The 15,578-nt window shown below is 58.6% G+C and carries 13 protein-coding genes and 2 pseudogenes; 7 read left to right on the forward strand and 8 right to left on the reverse strand.

Going from position 1 to position 15,578, the window contains the following annotated elements:
- Position 1 precedes the first annotated feature (1 nt).
- The 4 genes from ureC to GRPL_RS17930 are packed head-to-tail and all read right to left on the reverse strand — an operon-like array spanning position 2 to position 3,164.
- On the reverse strand, positions 2-1,705 hold the full coding sequence (gene ureC, locus GRPL_RS17945; RefSeq protein ID WP_032690665.1) for an urease subunit alpha: 1,704 nt from the start codon (positions 1,703-1,705) through the stop codon (positions 2-4).
- Positions 1,698-2,018, reverse strand: coding sequence for an urease subunit beta (locus GRPL_RS17940; RefSeq protein WP_032697545.1), 321 nt, complete (start codon positions 2,016-2,018; stop codon positions 1,698-1,700). The genes ureC and GRPL_RS17940 overlap by 8 nt, the downstream gene beginning before the upstream one ends.
- Before the next feature lie 9 nt (positions 2,019-2,027).
- Complete coding sequence (locus GRPL_RS17935; protein ID WP_004867816.1) at positions 2,028-2,330, reverse strand: urease subunit gamma; 303 nt, start codon at positions 2,328-2,330, stop codon at positions 2,028-2,030.
- A 9-nt stretch (positions 2,331-2,339) separates the two neighbouring features.
- On the reverse strand, positions 2,340-3,164 hold the full coding sequence (locus GRPL_RS17930) for an urease accessory protein UreD (protein ID WP_032697546.1): 825 nt from the start codon (positions 3,162-3,164) through the stop codon (positions 2,340-2,342).
- Here GRPL_RS17930 and GRPL_RS28220 point away from each other — a divergent pair.
- Positions 3,154-3,240 (forward strand): annotated as a pseudogene (locus tag GRPL_RS28220) (short-chain dehydrogenase); the annotation flags it as partial. The gene GRPL_RS17930 and the pseudogene GRPL_RS28220 overlap by 11 nt on opposite strands.
- A 67-nt stretch (positions 3,241-3,307) precedes the next feature.
- Here GRPL_RS28220 and GRPL_RS17925 read toward each other — a convergent pair.
- Entirely contained in the window at positions 3,308-4,774 is a 1,467-nt protein-coding gene (locus tag GRPL_RS17925; RefSeq protein WP_032697547.1) for an MFS transporter, read from the reverse strand.
- Between the two features lie 213 nt (positions 4,775-4,987).
- A complete protein-coding gene (gene plsY, locus GRPL_RS17920) occupies positions 4,988-5,608 on the reverse strand; it encodes a glycerol-3-phosphate 1-O-acyltransferase PlsY (protein WP_032697633.1) in 621 nt (206 codons plus the stop codon).
- A 230-nt stretch (positions 5,609-5,838) separates the two neighbouring features.
- Between plsY and folB the strand changes: the two are divergent.
- A pseudogene (gene folB, locus GRPL_RS17915) lies at positions 5,839-6,232 on the forward strand (bifunctional dihydroneopterin aldolase/7,8-dihydroneopterin epimerase).
- Between the two features lie 208 nt (positions 6,233-6,440).
- Complete coding sequence (gene bacA / locus GRPL_RS17910; protein ID WP_004867807.1) at positions 6,441-7,262, forward strand: undecaprenyl-diphosphate phosphatase; 822 nt, start codon at positions 6,441-6,443, stop codon at positions 7,260-7,262.
- A gap of 27 nt (positions 7,263-7,289) precedes the next feature.
- Here bacA and GRPL_RS17905 read toward each other — a convergent pair whose 3' ends face one another.
- Both GRPL_RS17905 and GRPL_RS17900 read right to left on the reverse strand, forming a co-directional pair.
- Positions 7,290-8,531, reverse strand: a complete 1,242-nt coding sequence (locus GRPL_RS17905) for a multifunctional CCA addition/repair protein (protein ID WP_032690670.1) — start codon at positions 8,529-8,531, stop codon at positions 7,290-7,292.
- A 61-nt stretch (positions 8,532-8,592) separates the two neighbouring features.
- Positions 8,593-9,213, reverse strand: a complete 621-nt coding sequence (locus GRPL_RS17900) for a TIGR04211 family SH3 domain-containing protein (protein WP_032698763.1) — start codon at positions 9,211-9,213, stop codon at positions 8,593-8,595.
- Between the two features lie 214 nt (positions 9,214-9,427).
- Here GRPL_RS17900 and GRPL_RS17895 point away from each other — a divergent pair, with 214 nt between their 5' ends.
- From GRPL_RS17895 to glgS, 4 genes are all read left to right on the forward strand, one after another.
- A complete protein-coding gene (locus GRPL_RS17895) occupies positions 9,428-10,726 on the forward strand; it encodes a CYTH domain-containing protein (RefSeq protein WP_032690671.1) in 1,299 nt (432 codons plus the stop codon).
- 21 nt (positions 10,727-10,747) lie between these two features.
- Complete coding sequence (gene glnE, locus GRPL_RS17890; protein WP_162180067.1) at positions 10,748-13,585, forward strand: bifunctional [glutamate--ammonia ligase]-adenylyl-L-tyrosine phosphorylase/[glutamate--ammonia-ligase] adenylyltransferase; 2,838 nt, start codon at positions 10,748-10,750, stop codon at positions 13,583-13,585.
- A 58-nt stretch (positions 13,586-13,643) separates the two neighbouring features.
- Positions 13,644-15,077, forward strand: coding sequence for a bifunctional D-glycero-beta-D-manno-heptose-7-phosphate kinase/D-glycero-beta-D-manno-heptose 1-phosphate adenylyltransferase HldE (hldE, locus tag GRPL_RS17885; protein ID WP_015585701.1), 1,434 nt, complete (start codon positions 13,644-13,646; stop codon positions 15,075-15,077).
- Between the two features lie 263 nt (positions 15,078-15,340).
- Entirely contained in the window at positions 15,341-15,550 is a 210-nt protein-coding gene (gene glgS, locus GRPL_RS17880) for a cell surface composition regulator GlgS (RefSeq protein WP_032698765.1), read from the forward strand.
- Positions 15,551-15,578: the final 28 nt, after the last annotated feature.

Here is a 15,578-nt window from a genome sequence, read left to right on the forward strand (position 1 = left end):
CTTAAAACAGAAAATAACGTTGCGCCATCGGCAGGACATCTGCCGGTTCGCTGGTAATCAGCTCGCCATCGATGCGCACTTCATAGGTTTGCGCGTCGACGGTGATATTGGGCTGCAGGCCGTTATGGATCATGTCGGTCTTTTGTACCGTCCGGCAGCCTTTCACTACCGCCGTGGCGCTCTGCAGATTCAGACGCTGCGCCACGCCGCTGTCGACCGCCGCCTGCGGCAGGAAGGTGAGGCGACAGTGATGGCGAGCGCTGCCCAGCGCGCCGAACATCGGGCGGTAGTGCACCGGCTGCGGCGTCGGAATCGAGGCGTTGATGTCGCCCATCGGTGCAATGGCGATCATCCCGCCCTTGATCACCGTGGCGGGCTTAACGCCGAAAAACGCCGGGGACCACAGCACGAGATCCGCCAGCTTGCCGACTGCAATCGATCCGACTTCATGGGCGATACCGTGGGTCAGCGCCGGATTAATGGTGTACTTGGCGATATAGCGCTTCACGCGGAAGTTGTCGTTATCGCCGCGTTCTTCCGCCAGCGGCCCGCGCTGGACCTTCATCCGATGCGCGACCTGCCAGGTACGCAGAACGACTTCGCCGACGCGGCCCATCGCCTGCGAATCAGACGATGTCAGCGAGAAGGCGCCGAGATCGTGCAGAACATCTTCTGCCGCGATGGTTTCCCGGCGGATACGCGATTCGGCAAACGCCACATCTTCGGCGATATCCGGATCGAGATGGTGGCAGACCATCAGCATATCCAGATGTTCGTCGATGGTGTTGACGGTATAGGGCAGCGTCGGGTTGGTTGAAGAGGGCAAAATATTGGGGTGTGCGCAGGCGGTAATAATATCCGGCGCATGGCCGCCGCCGGCCCCTTCGGTATGAAACGTGTGGATGGTTCGCCCGGCGATCGCCGCCAGCGTATCTTCCACAAAGCCGGATTCGTTCAGGGTATCGCTGTGCAGCGCCACCTGAATATCCATTTCGTCGGCAACCGTCAGCGCGCAGTTGATGGCTGCCGGCGTGGCGCCCCAGTCTTCATGAATTTTCAGGCCGATAACGCCTGCCGCGACCTGTTCGCGTAGCGCGTCCGGGTTCGAGCCGTTGCCTTTGCCCAGCAGACCGATATTCACCGGCAGACTGTCTGCCGCCTGCAGCATCCGCGAGATGTACCACGGGCCCGGCGTGCAGGTGGTGGCATGCGTCCCCGCGGCCGGGCCGGTGCCGCCGCCGACCATAGTGGTGACGCCGGAGACCAGCGCCTCTTCCGCCTGCTGCGGACAGATCCAGTGGATATGGGTATCGACGCCGCCGGCGGTGACTATTTTGCCTTCGGCGGCAATTACTTCCGTCGCCGCGCCAATGGGGATATTGACGCCAGGCTGGATATCGGGATTGCCCGCTTTGCCGATCGCCAGGATCCGCCCGTCTTTGATGCCGATATCGGCTTTAACGATCCCCCAGTGATCGACGATCAGCGCGTTGGTCAGCACCAGATCGACACAGTCGTCAGCGAGCATTTGCCCCTGGCCCATACCGTCACGGATGACCTTGCCGCCGCCGAACTTGACCTCTTCGCCGTAGGTGGTGAGATCGTCTTCGACCTCGATCCACAGTTCGGTGTCCGCCAGGCGCACTTTATCGCCGGTGGTGGGGCCAAACATGTCAGCATAAGCCTGACGTGAAATATCACTCATTGTTTGCCTCCAGATTCCCCATCACCTCGCCGCGAAAGCCGTATACCGCGCGACGACCGGCGAGCGCGACCAGCTCCACTTCACGTTTTTGCCCCGGCTCAAAGCGGACCGCGGTGCCAGCGGCGATGTTCAGGCGGTAGCCGGTGGCCTGCGCCCGATCAAATTTCAGCGCCGGGTTGACCTCGGCAAAATGGTAATGCGAGCCAACCTGAATCGGCCGGTCGCCATGATTCTCAACGATAATGCTGCGGGTGGCGCGGCCAACGTTCAGAGCTATCTGGCCGGGTTGCACCTTGTATTCACCTGGGATCATCGCGAAACCTCAGATAATCGGGTTGTGGACGGTGACCAGCTTCGAGCCATCCGGGAAGGTGGCCTCGACCTGGATGTCGGGGATCATTTCGGGTACGCCTTCCATGACCTGCTCGCGGCTTAACACGTGGCGGCCTTCTTCCATCAGCGCCGCCACGCTTTTACCGTCGCGGGCGCCTTCCATAATAAAGGCGCTGATTAAGGCCACGGCTTCCGGGTAGTTCAGCTTCAGGCCGCGGGCCAGGCGACGTTCCGCCACCAGCGCGGCGGTAAACAACAGCAGCTTGTCTTTCTCTCTGGGGGTCAGTTCCATAGCGTTCTCTCAGGTCAACCAGATTCGGGGAAGGACCGGGGACTTTCCGGTCAGATGCGGGCGCATAAAGCGCCAGATATCACGCATCGCCCGCTGGCAAAGTAAGTTATCGTCACTTAAAAAGCGCACCGTCAGCAGGCCGTCAGTCAGCGTGGCGCCGGCATAATTTCCTAGCGTTGTGAGTCGTTCCCGCACGCCGTCAAGCAGGGCTTCGCTGGCGGGATAGAACAGCAGAGTACCGACCCACGGGTATTGCGCCACGCTGGCCAGACGTCCGTCGGCCAGGTGCAGGCGTTCGATCAGCAGCGGAGCATCATCCATCCATACTTCAAGACGGTTGCTGAGGGCGCCATGGCTAAAGTTTTCGCCGATGACCGGGCGGCCAAGGCACAGCAGATCCCAGGCCAGCAGCGTGCTGGAGGCGCAAAGATGAAAGGCGGTGTGCAGACTGGCCCGGGCGCCCGGAAAGAAAATCGCGTCCTGCGGCAACCACTCCAGCGTCGAGCGTTCCGCCAGCGTCAGGCGCTGATGTAAATGGGCCTGCGCGCCGCTGCTGCGGTAAAATTTACTGGCGCCGGGCATGGTGATTAACGTGTGGCAGCCGCTATCGAGAGCGGCGCGAATCGTTAGCTCGTCGCCTCCAACGATCCCGCCCGGCGGGTGGAGTAAATAGAGATGACAGGTATCGTCTTCGGGGTAAAAGGGACGCTGGACGGTGAGCGGACCGACATGACGGGCGGAGGTGAGTACCGTTTTGCCGCCGCGATGTTGAAAATGAAGGTCCAGCGTAGCCTGCCAGCCTTTTTTATTCTCTGGTAACACGGTGCTGTGCAATGTTGTTACGCCCCTGCAAAATCAAGATAAAACAGCAGCGATGAGTATTGATCGGCGCGAAAGTATCTCGATCATATGAAAAGCTTATGAATTAAAAACAAGAAAACAGCCGCCTGAGCGGCGGCCGTTTAGCGAAAAGATTATTACGCCTGATAATCCTCGGCGTCAATGTCATAACCCGACGGTTCCCAGCGAATAGCGAGCAGCGACAGCAGGCCAATCAGCGGCGCGGCGGCGATAATCCAAAAGACCTGGGTATCCAGGGCTGCAACCAGCAGCGGGAAGAGGAACAGCGACAGGGTTGAGCTGCTGCGCATCAGGGTCTGATTCAGGCCAACGCCGACGCCGCGCAGTGAGGTCGGATAGCTCAACGAGGCAAAGGTCATGGTGTGGGCGCCGGGGCCAAACCCCTGGCCGAACAGGAACAGCGCCAGCATCGCCACGGCCGCGATGCCTTCGCCCGCGCCGTGCGGACGGCCGATCAGCGCCAGCCCCAGCAGCGCCGCCAGCTGGCAGCTGTAGCCCGCCAGCGACATCTTCCAGGCCCCTAAACGCGGCACCAGCCGAACCGCCAGCAGACCGCCGACAAAGGCGAAGAGCAGATTCAGCGCCAGCGAGATCACAATCGTGGTCAGCATCGACTGAACAAAGAAGCTGGAGATGATCACCGGCAGGCCGAAGGCGACGGCGTTATAGGCAAAGGAAGAGACCACCGACAGCAGCGTGGCGAGGGTGGTTCGCCGCAGATAGACGCCCTGGAACAGACGGAAATAGTTGCTCCACTGCGCTTTTTTCACCACCGGCGTCGGGTTATCCAGCGCGTCCTGCGCCACGTGGGCGTTGATGTTATAGGCCTTGCGGAGAATGGCGGCGGCGTCGCGCAGGTTACCCTGATTGGCGGCCCACACCGGTGATTCGCTCATATAGCGGCTGCGAATGGCGATAATCACCAGCGCAGGCACCGCGCCGAAGCCCAGAATCAGCCGCCATAGCCAGTCGCTGTGGCTTTCTGGCAGCACGGCGTAGAATAAGAGCACCAGCAGATACGAGATGCTGATGGCGGCATACCACGTCGGGCACCACATGGCGACGCTGGCCGCTTTGTTGCCCGGCCCCTTAAGCTTTGAGAACTCGCTCAGGAAGGCCATCGCCACCGGCAGATCGATACCGACGCCGAGGCCCATGACAAAACGGGCGCCGGTCAGCACATATTCGTTGGGGGCCAGCGCGCAGGCGATCGCGGCCACCACAAAAAACAGCATATCGGCCATAAAGACGCGGTAGCGGCCGATTTTATCCGTCAGGTAGCCGCCCAGCAGCGCGCCGACGATTGCCCCGAAGGTGATGGCCGACGCCACCATTCCGGTACCGGCAGGGGTCAGATTGAACTCGCGGGTAATATCTTTCAGGCCGAAGGCCAGGGAGCCCAGATCGTAGGCGTCAAGAAAAATACCGCCGAGGGCGATACCCATGACGATACGCGCATTATTGCGCCCGCTGCTGCCCTCATTAATTAAACGCGATACATCGGCCGCGCCGCGTATCCACTGTACTTCCCCGCCAGGCGATCCCGCCGCTGCGACCGGATCCGCGTTGATTACGTCTGTCATGATGTTGTTCTGTGCTGTTTTATAAAGGATTCAGAGTAAACATCGTGGCAGGCAGGGATAAATTATTTTTGGTTATAAGACATAGCTAAGTGATTGTTGTGAAATGATTATCTTTTGCTGAGCGGTGGGTTCAGAATGATTGGCTGCCAAAAAGGGCAATTCAGAGAGAATGTCGGGATAAAGGGGGCCCGGCGTGAGCCACCGGGCGCAAGATTATTTCTGCTCAGGCGTTTTTTTGTTCTTTTTCAGCCGGGACCAGATTTTGGTTTCCTGGCGGCGCCACAGACGCTGAATATTGTCGTGATGGCGCAGCAGAATCAGGCAGGAGAGCATAGAGACCGGGAAGGTATACTGCGGTTTGAACCACCAGACGTAGAAGGGAGCAATCAGCGCGCTGACAATAGCCCCCAGCGACGAATAGCCGCTGAGCAGGATGGTCAGCAGCCAGGTACCCGCCATCACGCCGGTCAAATCCCAGCCGATGGGGGCGATTGCGCCGAAAGCGGTCGCCACGCCTTTACCACCGCGGAAGTTAAAGAATACCGGCCAGATATGGCCTACGCAGGCCGCAATGGCGACCAGGCCCAGCCAGAAAGGCGTCAGGCCGAGCGCCCAGGCACCCCAGACGGGCAGCATGCCTTTGAGCACATCAAAAATAAGAACCGTTACGGCTGCTCCCTTGCCGCCAATTCGTAGTACGTTTGTCGCCCCAGGATTGCCGGAACCGCTATCGCGAGGGTCGGGCAGGCCAGCGAGACGACACACCAGAATGGCGCTGGAAATTGAGCCGCAGAGGTAGGCAAGGATAACCAGTCCAGGCGCGATTGCACTCATCAGCTGTTCCATTTTGAAAATGTCATTTTGTCCCCGCTCTCCTTCGCGTCGCTGATGCGCTGGCGCGCTTCTTTCGTGCCGTCATCGGAGCGTGCATTGAGCCAGAACGCTTGCTGCGCCGCTGCTTTCCTGCAATGCGAATTATTTAGGGGATGTCTTTGCATCTGTGGATAATACGCATAATTCGCCGGAAGTGGTATCCGGTTTAGCCAAAAAGCAGGCAGGTCGTGATGGATATTGTATTTATAGAGCAACTTTCGGTAATCACCACTATCGGTGTTTACGACTGGGAACAAACCATTGAACAGAAGCTGGTGTTCGATATCGAAATGGCGTGGGACAACCGCAAAGCGGCAAGCAGTGATGATGTCAATGATTGCCTCAGCTATGCTGATATCAGCGAGCTGGTGATTGGTCACGTTGAAGGCGGGCGTTTTGCGCTGGTTGAACGCGTCGCGGAAGAGATTGCCGATCTGCTGCTGGAAAAATTCCCCTCGCCGTGGGTGCGGATTAAAGTCAGCAAACCGGGCGCCGTTGCCCGGGCGGCAAACGTGGGCGTGATTATCGAGCGCAGTCGGACGTAGCCTTAATCTGAAACAAAACTTTTCAGGTCATACTCGTTAAACAAATTGAGTTTATACCGGTCACAGGATCCGGCTATCGGGATATTTAATTGCCGCTCAGGGTCAGGACAGCACTCGAAATTTACGCGTACTCCGTGTACGCTCCGGTTTCCTGCGCCGTCCGTCTCCAGACTGGCCGCATCAATATCACCTGATGGAATGGTTCAGCGTATCTGGTTTTTTCATTTTACTTTTAAAGGGTTTATTGGATGAGCGATATACACTCGCTGCTGGTGGCGGCAATATTGGGTGTGGTTGAAGGGTTAACGGAATTTTTACCTGTTTCCAGTACTGGCCATATGATTATTGTCGGCCATCTTCTGGGTTTTGAAGGCGAGACGGCAAATACTTTTGAGGTGGTCATTCAGTTAGGTTCTATTCTTGCTGTTGTCGTCATGTTCTGGCGTCGTCTGTTTGGTCTGATCGGTATTCATTTCGGTAAACCACCGGAACATGAAGGCCAGGGAAGCGGCCGTTTATCGCTGATTCATATTTTACTCGGGATGGTTCCGGCGGTGGTGCTGGGCCTGTTGTTCCACGATACCATCAAATCGTTGTTCAACCCGGTCAACGTCATGTATGCGCTGATCGTGGGTGGCTTGCTGCTGATCGCGGCGGAAGTGCTGAAGCCAAAACAGCCGCGTGCCGTCGGCATTGATGATATGACCTATCGTCAGGCATTTATCATCGGCTGCTTCCAGTGCCTGGCGCTGTGGCCCGGCTTCTCTCGCTCCGGTGCGACTATTTCCGGTGGGATGCTGATGGGCGTAAGCCGCTATGCGGCGTCAGAGTTCTCCTTCCTGCTGGCGGTGCCGATGATGATGGGGGCGACCGTGCTGGATGTGTATAAGAGCATCGGTTTCCTTAACGCCAGCGATATTCCGATGTTTGCCGTCGGCTTTATTATGGCGTTCATCGTGGCGCTGATCGCGATTAAAACCTTCCTGCAGCTGATTAAACGTATCTCGTTTATCCCGTTTGCCATCTACCGTTTTGTCGTCGCGGCAGTGGTTTACGTTATCTTCTTCTGAGTTTGAAGCGCCGGTAAAACCGGGCCCTCAGTCGCAAGGCTGAGGGCAGCGCTCTTCCTTCCACTTCGCGACGGCCAGAATGCGGCGCCGCGTCAGCTCCTCACGAATCTCCGGCCCTTTAAAGCCCTGAGCAACCACCTCTTTCGTAGAGACCGATTGGGCTATCTCCCAGGCTTCAAGCAGCAGGCGTCCCTGCGGATAATCGCGGGCTTCGAATCCGGTACGTCCGCGCACATCCGCTTCACTGGTTAAGGCGATTTGCATGACCCGGTGCGGCTTACGCCAGGCGTCGATATTATCAAACAGTTTGACCAGCGTTTTGGGCTGCAGTATCGGCAGGGTATGAATCAGGTCGTGGAATTCGGCGACCAGCTTCGCCAGATCGCGAATGTCGTTCGGCACGCGCAGGCGGGCGCAGAGCTGCTCGACCAGCCTGACGCCTGCCGGACCGTGGCCGTGGTGGCGCGGCCAGAGCGCTTTTGGCGTCAGCCCTTTGCCGAGATCGTGGCATAGCGTTGCAAAGCGAACGTCAATTTCCGGCGACAGCATTGCCGCCATCGTCAGGGTCATCAGCGTATGTACACCGGTGTCGATTTCCGGGTGCCATTTAGCCGGTGCCGGAACGCCGTACAGCGCGTCAATTTCCGGGAACAGCACGCCGAGCGCGTGGCAGTCGCGCAAGGTCTGGAAAAAGACCTGAGGATTACGGGTGCCAAGGGCGTTTTCCGTCTCCTTCCAGACGCGTTCCGGCGTCAGATGCGCCAGTTCGCCGGCGTCGGCCATGGCACGCATCAGCGCCATGGTTTCGTCGGCAATACGAAAGCCCAGGTGGGCATAGCGGGCGGCGAAGCGCGCCACGCGCAGAACGCGCAGCGGGTCTTCGCTGAAGGCGGGTGAGACGTGGCGCAGCAGGCGCAGACGCAAATCGGCCTGGCCGCCGTAGGGATCGATAATCAGGCCATCGGTATCTTGAGCCAGCGCATTGACCGTCAGATCGCGGCGCAGCAGATCCTGTTCCAGCGTGACGTCCGGGGCGGCATAGCAGGTAAAACCGGTGTAGCCGGAACCCGATTTACGCTCAGTACGTGCCAGAGCATACTCTTCCCGGCTTTTCGGGTGCAGAAATACGGGGAAATCGCGGCCTACCTGCTGGTAGCCCGCATCAAGCAACTGCTCAGGCGTGGCACCCACCACGACCCAATCTCTGTCTTTGACCGGTAGCCCTAATAACGCATCCCGAACTGCACCACCGACCAGATAAATCTTCACGCCTGACTCTCCCGTATCCACTTTGCTCAAGATGATACGTAAGTCTGGCAGAGAAGACGAATTAGTTCATCCACCGGTCTTTACGTTTACGGCTCGGGACCAGATGCGGCAGCACCAGACCGAGCAGCAGTCCGACGCCAAGCACGCCGCCGCCGTACATAAACCACTGCATGATAATGGTGCGCTGCTTATCATCCAGCTGCAGATTCGCGGCATTCACCTTCTTCTGGGCGACAACCAGCTCGTTTTTCAGCTTTTGGTTTTCGTCTTTCAGCGCGTTGATAACGGTATCGCTGCCGGCGACCTTTTTCTGCATGTCGGCGGTGCGCTGATTCCAGGTGGTGTCGATGTTATTCAGCTTGTCGGTCAGGGTTTTCACCTGATTTTCCAGATCCGGCACGCGGGTGCGCAGGCTGGGCTCGGTGCTCAGCTCTTTCTGCGGAATCCAGGCGGTACGGCCGTTGCCGTCGCGGATCTGGGCATAACCGGTGCTGTCATTGGTCTGCAGCAGAGAAACTTCTTCCCCGGCGTTAATGGTGCCCTGAAGACGATAATTATCGCCCGGCCCCGTGCGAACCCAGGTGTTCAGTTCATCAGAAACATAGCGTTTTTCTTCTGCATGAACCGCCGTGGCGGCGCTGAGCGCCAGCAAAGTAAAAGTGATAAGGCGTAATTTTGGCATCAGGTCATCGTTTGATCATAAAAAGTTGAACGATAGTAGTGGCATCGCCATAGCGACGCAAAGTTTTCTGCCACAATCGGAAACATCCGGGAGGTGGCCCGGCAAAATGCGCATTGCATGGAGAATCGCCGCAAAATACTATCTACTGACAAAAAATATCGGCGATAGTTCGCCGTATTTTCCCGGCAGCGCAAAGAAGCGGAAGAATTCAGTCATGGCTCAAGAAATCGAATTAAAATTTATCGTCTCCGACAGCGGCGTGGAAACATTGCGCCAGCACCTTAACGCGCTTAATGCCCAGCACACGCCTGCGGGTCAATTGCTCAATATTTACTATGAAACGGCGGATAACTGGCTGCGCCGTCACGATATGGGGCTGCGCATCCGTGGCGATCGCGGTCGGTATGAAATGACCCTGAAAATCGCCGGGCGCGTGGTGGGCGGATTGCATCAGCGTCCGGAATTCAACATCCCGCTGGAAAGCCCGGAACTGGCGCTGGAACGCCTTCCTGCCGAGGTCTGGCCGCAGGGCGAACTGCCCACGGAGCTGGCGCAAAACGTACAGCCGTTGTTCAGTACCGATTTTGAACGTGAAAAATGGGTGCTCAGCGAAGGAGAGAGCCAGATTGAAATCGCGCTCGATCGCGGGGAGGTGAAAACCCCTGAGCATCAGGAGGCGATTTGCGAGCTGGAGCTGGAACTGCTCTCTGGCAAGACGGAGGATGTGCTGGCGCTCGCCCGTCGTCTGCTGGAAACCGGCGTGCTGCGCCAGGGAAGTCTCAGCAAAGCGGCGCGCGGATACCATCTTGCCCAGGGTAATGAAGCGCGCCCGGTGCAGCCATTCGGCGTTCTGCAGGTGGCGCCAAAAGCCAACGTAGAACAGGGGCTGGAGGCGTCGCTGGAAAACGCGCTGGCGCACTGGCTCTATCATGATGAGGTCTGGAGCCGCGGTAATCCGATGGCAAAAGGAGAAATCCTCCGCGCCATCGCCCGGGTACGTCATGCGCTGGTGCTGTTTGGCGGCATCGTGCCGCGTAAGGCCACCGCGCAACTGCGCGAACAGCTCGCTGAAGCGGAAGCTGTCCTGACGGAGGCCGGCAAGGATCCGTCGGCGCTGTTCAGCATTGCCGCAGTCAGCGCGAAGCTCGCCTTGACCGAATGGCTGGTGAGCCGCAGCTGGCGCGCCTTTTTAAATGAGAACGCGCAGAAGAAGATCGCCGGCTCTTTTAAACGTTTCGCCGATATCCAGCTTTCGCGGGCGGCGGCGGAGTTAAAAAATGCGTTTCAGCAGACGCTGGGGGACGATTACGACGGCCAGCTGCCGCGTCTGGCCCGCGACATTGACTGTATTCAGCTGCTTGCCGGCGCCTATGCCGATGCTGCTGCCTCCTGGCTGGAGAACTGGCTGGAGGTCCGTCGTGCGATTGAGCACAAAGATCGTAGCGTCATTGAATATTTCCGCCGCCAGGCGCTGGCCGCGGAGCCATTCTGGCTGCATAGTGGAAAACGATAATTTCAGGCCAGGGAGACCCCTATAATGCCGCTTTCTTCACAGTTACAGCAGCACTGGCAGACGGTTGTAGACCGACTGCCGGCGGATTTTCCATTATCCACACTAAGTCCGCAGGCGCAGTCGGTGATGGCGTTCAGCGATTTCGTCCAGCAGAGTCTGGTGGCGCAGCCGCAGTGGCTGGCCGAGCTTGAAAACTCGCCCCCCGAGGCGCAGGAGTGGCGTCACTATGCCGACTGGCTACAGGCCGCCCTGGCCGGGGTCAACGACGAAGCGGCGCTAATGCGTGAGCTGCGCCTGTTTCGCCGCCGGATCATGGTGCGCATCGCCTGGGCACAGGCGCTGTCGCTGGTCAGTGAAGAGAGCAGTTTGCAGCAGCTAAGCGCGCTGGCGGAGACGCTGATTGTCGCCGCCCGCGACTGGCTATACACCGCCTGCTGTAACGAGTGGGGAACCCCTTCCAGTGCCGAAGGTAAAGCGCAGCCGCTGCTGATCCTCGGGATGGGGAAACTGGGCGGAGGCGAACTCAATTTCTCGTCGGACATCGATCTGATTTTTGCCTGGCCAGAACATGGCTCAACCCGCGGCGGGCGCCGCGAGCTGGATAACGGACAGTTCTTTACCCGCCTCGGCCAGCGGCTGATTAAAGTTCTCGATCAGCCGACGCAGGATGGCTTTGTTTATCGCGTTGATATGCGCCTGCGCCCCTTCGGCGACAGCGGGCCGCTGGTGCTGAGCTTTGCCGCGCTGGAAGATTACTATCAGGAACAAGGGCGCGACTGGGAGCGCTACGCGATGGTCAAAGCGCGGATCATGGGCGATAACGAAGGCACCTACGCCAACGAACTGCGCGCCATGCTGCGGCCGTTCGTCTTCCGTCGCTACATCGACTTCAGCGTGATCCAGTCGCTGCGTAACATGAAGGGGATGATTGCCCGTGAAGTTCGTCGTCGCGGGCTGAAGGACAATATCAAGCTCGGTGCGGGCGGGATCCGCGAAATCGAATTTATCGTACAGGTCTTCCAGCTGATCCGCGGCGGACGCGAACCGGCGCTCCAGCTGCGGGCGCTGCTTCCGACGCTGGCGGCGATCGATGAGCTGCACCTGCTGCCGGAAGGCGATGCCGCCCGGTTGCGTGATGCCTACCTGTTCTTACGTCGCCTGGAAAACCTGCTGCAAAGCATCAATGACGAGCAGACGCAAACTCTGCCACAGGATGCGCTTAATCGCGCTCGCCTGGCGTGGGGGATGCATGTTGATGACTGGGAAACGCTGACCGCGCAGCTGGAAGAGAAAATGGCCAGCGTACGGCGGGTGTTCAACGAGCTGATTGGCGATGATGAAACGCAATCACCGGATGAGCAGCTGGAGGAGTACTGGCGCGAGCTGTGGCAGGATGCGCTGGAAGAGGATGACGCCAGCCCGGCGCTGGCCCATCTTGCGGATGACGACCGTCGCAGCGTGCTGGCGCTGATTGCCGATTTCCGTAAAGAGCTGGATAAACGCACTATCGGCCCGCGCGGGCGCCAGGTGCTGGATCAACTGATGCCGCATCTGCTCAGCGAGGTGTGCTCGCGGGCCGATGCGCCGGTGCCGTTGGCGCGGATTACGCCGCTGTTGACCGGTATCGTCACCCGAACCACCTATCTGGAATTGCTCAGCGAGTTTCCCGGCGCGTTGAAACATCTGATTAGCCTCTGCGCCGCCTCGCCGATGGTTGCCAGTCAGCTGGCGCGCCATCCGCTGCTGCTGGATGAACTGCTGGATCCCAATACCCTCTATCAACCGACGGCGACCGATGCCTATCGCGATGAGCTGCGCCAGTATCTGCTGCGCGTGCCGGAAGAGGACGAAGAGCAGCAGCTGGAGGCGCTGCGCCAGTTTAAGCAGGCACAGCTGCTGCATATTGCCGCTGCCGATATCGCCGGTACGCTGCCGGTGATGAAAGTGAGCGATCACTTAACCTGGTTGGCCGAAGCGATGATTGATGCGGTGGTCCAGCAGGCGTGGATGCAGATGGTGGCGCGTTATGGCCAGCCGACGCACCTGCATGACCGTCAGGGGCGTGGTTTTGCGGTCGTCGGCTACGGTAAACTGGGGGGCTGGGAGCTGGGCTACAGTTCTGACCTTGACCTGGTGTTCCTGCATGACTGTCCGATGGAGGTGATGACCGACGGGGAGCGCGAAATCGACGGGCGCCAGTTCTATCTGCGCCTGGCTCAGCGCATTATGCACCTCTTCAGCACCCGCACGTCCTCGGGGATTCTGTACGAAGTGGATGCTCGCTTACGTCCCTCCGGCGCCGCGGGTATGCTGGTCACCACGACCGATGCGTTTGCCGATTATCAGAAAAATGAAGCCTGGACCTGGGAACATCAGGCCCTGGTGCGCGCCCGCGTGGTCTATGGCGATCCTGAGCTGCAGGTGCGTTTTGATACTATCCGGCGCGATATTCTCAGCACCCCGCGTGAAGGGGAGACGCTGCAGACCGAAGTACGGGAAATGCGGGAGAAGATGCGCGCGCATCTCGGCAATAAGCACCGGGATCGCTTTGATATTAAAGCCGATGCCGGGGGCATTACCGACATTGAATTTATTACCCAGTATCTGGTCCTACGCTATGCGCACGATAAACCGAAGCTGACGCGCTGGTCTGATAACGTGCGCATTCTGGAACTGCTGGCGCAAAACGACATTATGGATGATGAAGAAGCGCGGGCGTTGACCCATGCGTACACCACGCTGCGCGATGCGCTGCATCATCTGGCCTTGCAGGAACAGCCGGGGAACGTCGCCCCGGACGCCTTTACCCATGAACGTCAGCAGGTGAGCGCCAGCTGGCAGAAGTGGTTGATGGCTTAACTAAAAAACCGGGTGTGCTATTATCGCGCGCAAAGTTTGTATCTCGCAGGAGAGAGTCATGAAAGTAACGCTGCCGGAGTTTGAACGTGCAGGAGTGTTGGTGGTTGGCGATGTCATGCTGGACCGCTACTGGTATGGTCCCACCAGCCGTATTTCCCCCGAAGCCCCGGTACCGGTGGTCAAGGTGGAAAATATCGAAGAGCGTCCCGGCGGTGCGGCAAACGTGGCGATGAACATCGCCTCTCTCGGTGCGACTTCCCGTCTGGTCGGCCTGACCGGGATTGATGACGCCGCGCGTGCGCTCAGTAAGGCGCTGGCGGATGTCAACGTGAAGTGCGATTTCGTCTCCGTGCCGACTCACCCGACCATCACCAAGCTGCGCGTGCTGTCGCGCAACCAGCAGCTGATTCGCCTGGATTTCGAAGAGGGATTCTCCGGCGTCGATCCGCAGCCGATGCATGACCGTATTCAGCAGGCGCTGGGTACCATTGGGGCGCTGGTGTTGTCCGATTATGCAAAAGGCGCGCTGGCTAGCGTGCAGACCATGATTAAGCTGGCGCGCGATGCTGGCGTACCGGTGCTGATTGATCCGAAAGGCACCGATTTTGAACGCTATCGCGGCGCCACGCTGCTGACGCCGAACCTCTCCGAATTCGAAGCCGTAGCAGGCAAGTGCAAAGACGAAGCCGACATTGTCGAACGCGGCCTGAAAATTATTGCGGATTTCGAACTCTCCGCACTGCTGGTGACCCGCTCCGAGCAGGGGATGACGTTGTTGCAGCCGGGCCGTCCGCCGCTGCATATGCCGACTCAGGCGCAAGAAGTGTATGACGTCACCGGTGCCGGCGATACGGTGATTGGCGTGCTGGCGGCGACGCTCGCCTCCGGCAATACTCTGGAAGAGGCGTGCTACTTTGCCAACGCGGCGGCTGGCGTGGTGGTCGGCAAGCTGGGGACATCCACCGTGTCACCTATCGAGCTGGAAAACGCCGTGCGCGGGCGCGCGGAGACCGGGTTCGGCGTGATGAACGAAGACGAGCTGAAACAGGCCGTTGCGGCGGCGCGTAAGCGCGGCGAGAAAGTGGTGATGACCAACGGCGTGTTTGACATTCTGCATGCGGGCCACGTTTCTTATCTGGCTAATGCGCGTAAGCTCGGCGATCGGCTGATCGTTGCGGTCAACAGCGATGCGTCGACCAAACGTCTGAAAGGCGAGTCTCGTCCGGTTAACCCGCTGGAGCAGCGCATGATTGTGCTCGGCGCGCTGGAAGCCGTCGACTGGGTCGTCTCATTTGAAGAGGATACGCCGCAGCGCCTCATCGCTGGCATTCTGCCGGACCTGTTGGTCAAAGGCGGCGACTATAAGCCGGAAGATATCGCGGGTAGCGAGGAAGTCTGGGCGAACGGCGGCGACGTTCTGGTGCTGAACTTTGAAGATGGTTGCTCTACGACCAACATCATTAAGAAGATCCAGAAAGACAGCGGGAAGTAATTTGTGACGCCGGGCGGGCGTTCTGGGAGATCGGGGCTGCGTATCGTGCGGCTGAAGAACCCCGGATAACGCCCGACAAAGAAAGCCGACGATCGTAAGATCGCCGGCTTTTTTTTATTTATTGATGACAGAGATGATTCAGCGCAATAAACAGGCGACCTGAGCGCATTTTTCGTACAGAAAGCGTTAGCGTAAGTATAAATACTGAAGTCAGTAGAAAGCATATGACCAATCAGAACACACACGGCTGAAGGAGTATGCGGATGAATCATCACGAACTGTATTCAATGAAGAACTTTGATTTTCTGGCCCTGAGTTTCGCCAGAATGTATGCGCAAGGTCATACCGTTGATCTGCAGGCCATTGTCGGCAATATGGATGAAGCTCAGCGTGAATGGTTTTGCCAGCGGTATGAGCTCTACTGCCGTCAGGTCAGTGAAGAGGCGGCGTCGGAGCCAGAGCTGGAACACTGATACAACAACGGGCCTGACGGCCCGTTGT

This window comes from Klebsiella planticola ATCC 33531, from assembly GCF_000735435.1.
GTDB classification, from domain to species: domain Bacteria; phylum Pseudomonadota; class Gammaproteobacteria; order Enterobacterales; family Enterobacteriaceae; genus Klebsiella; species Klebsiella planticola.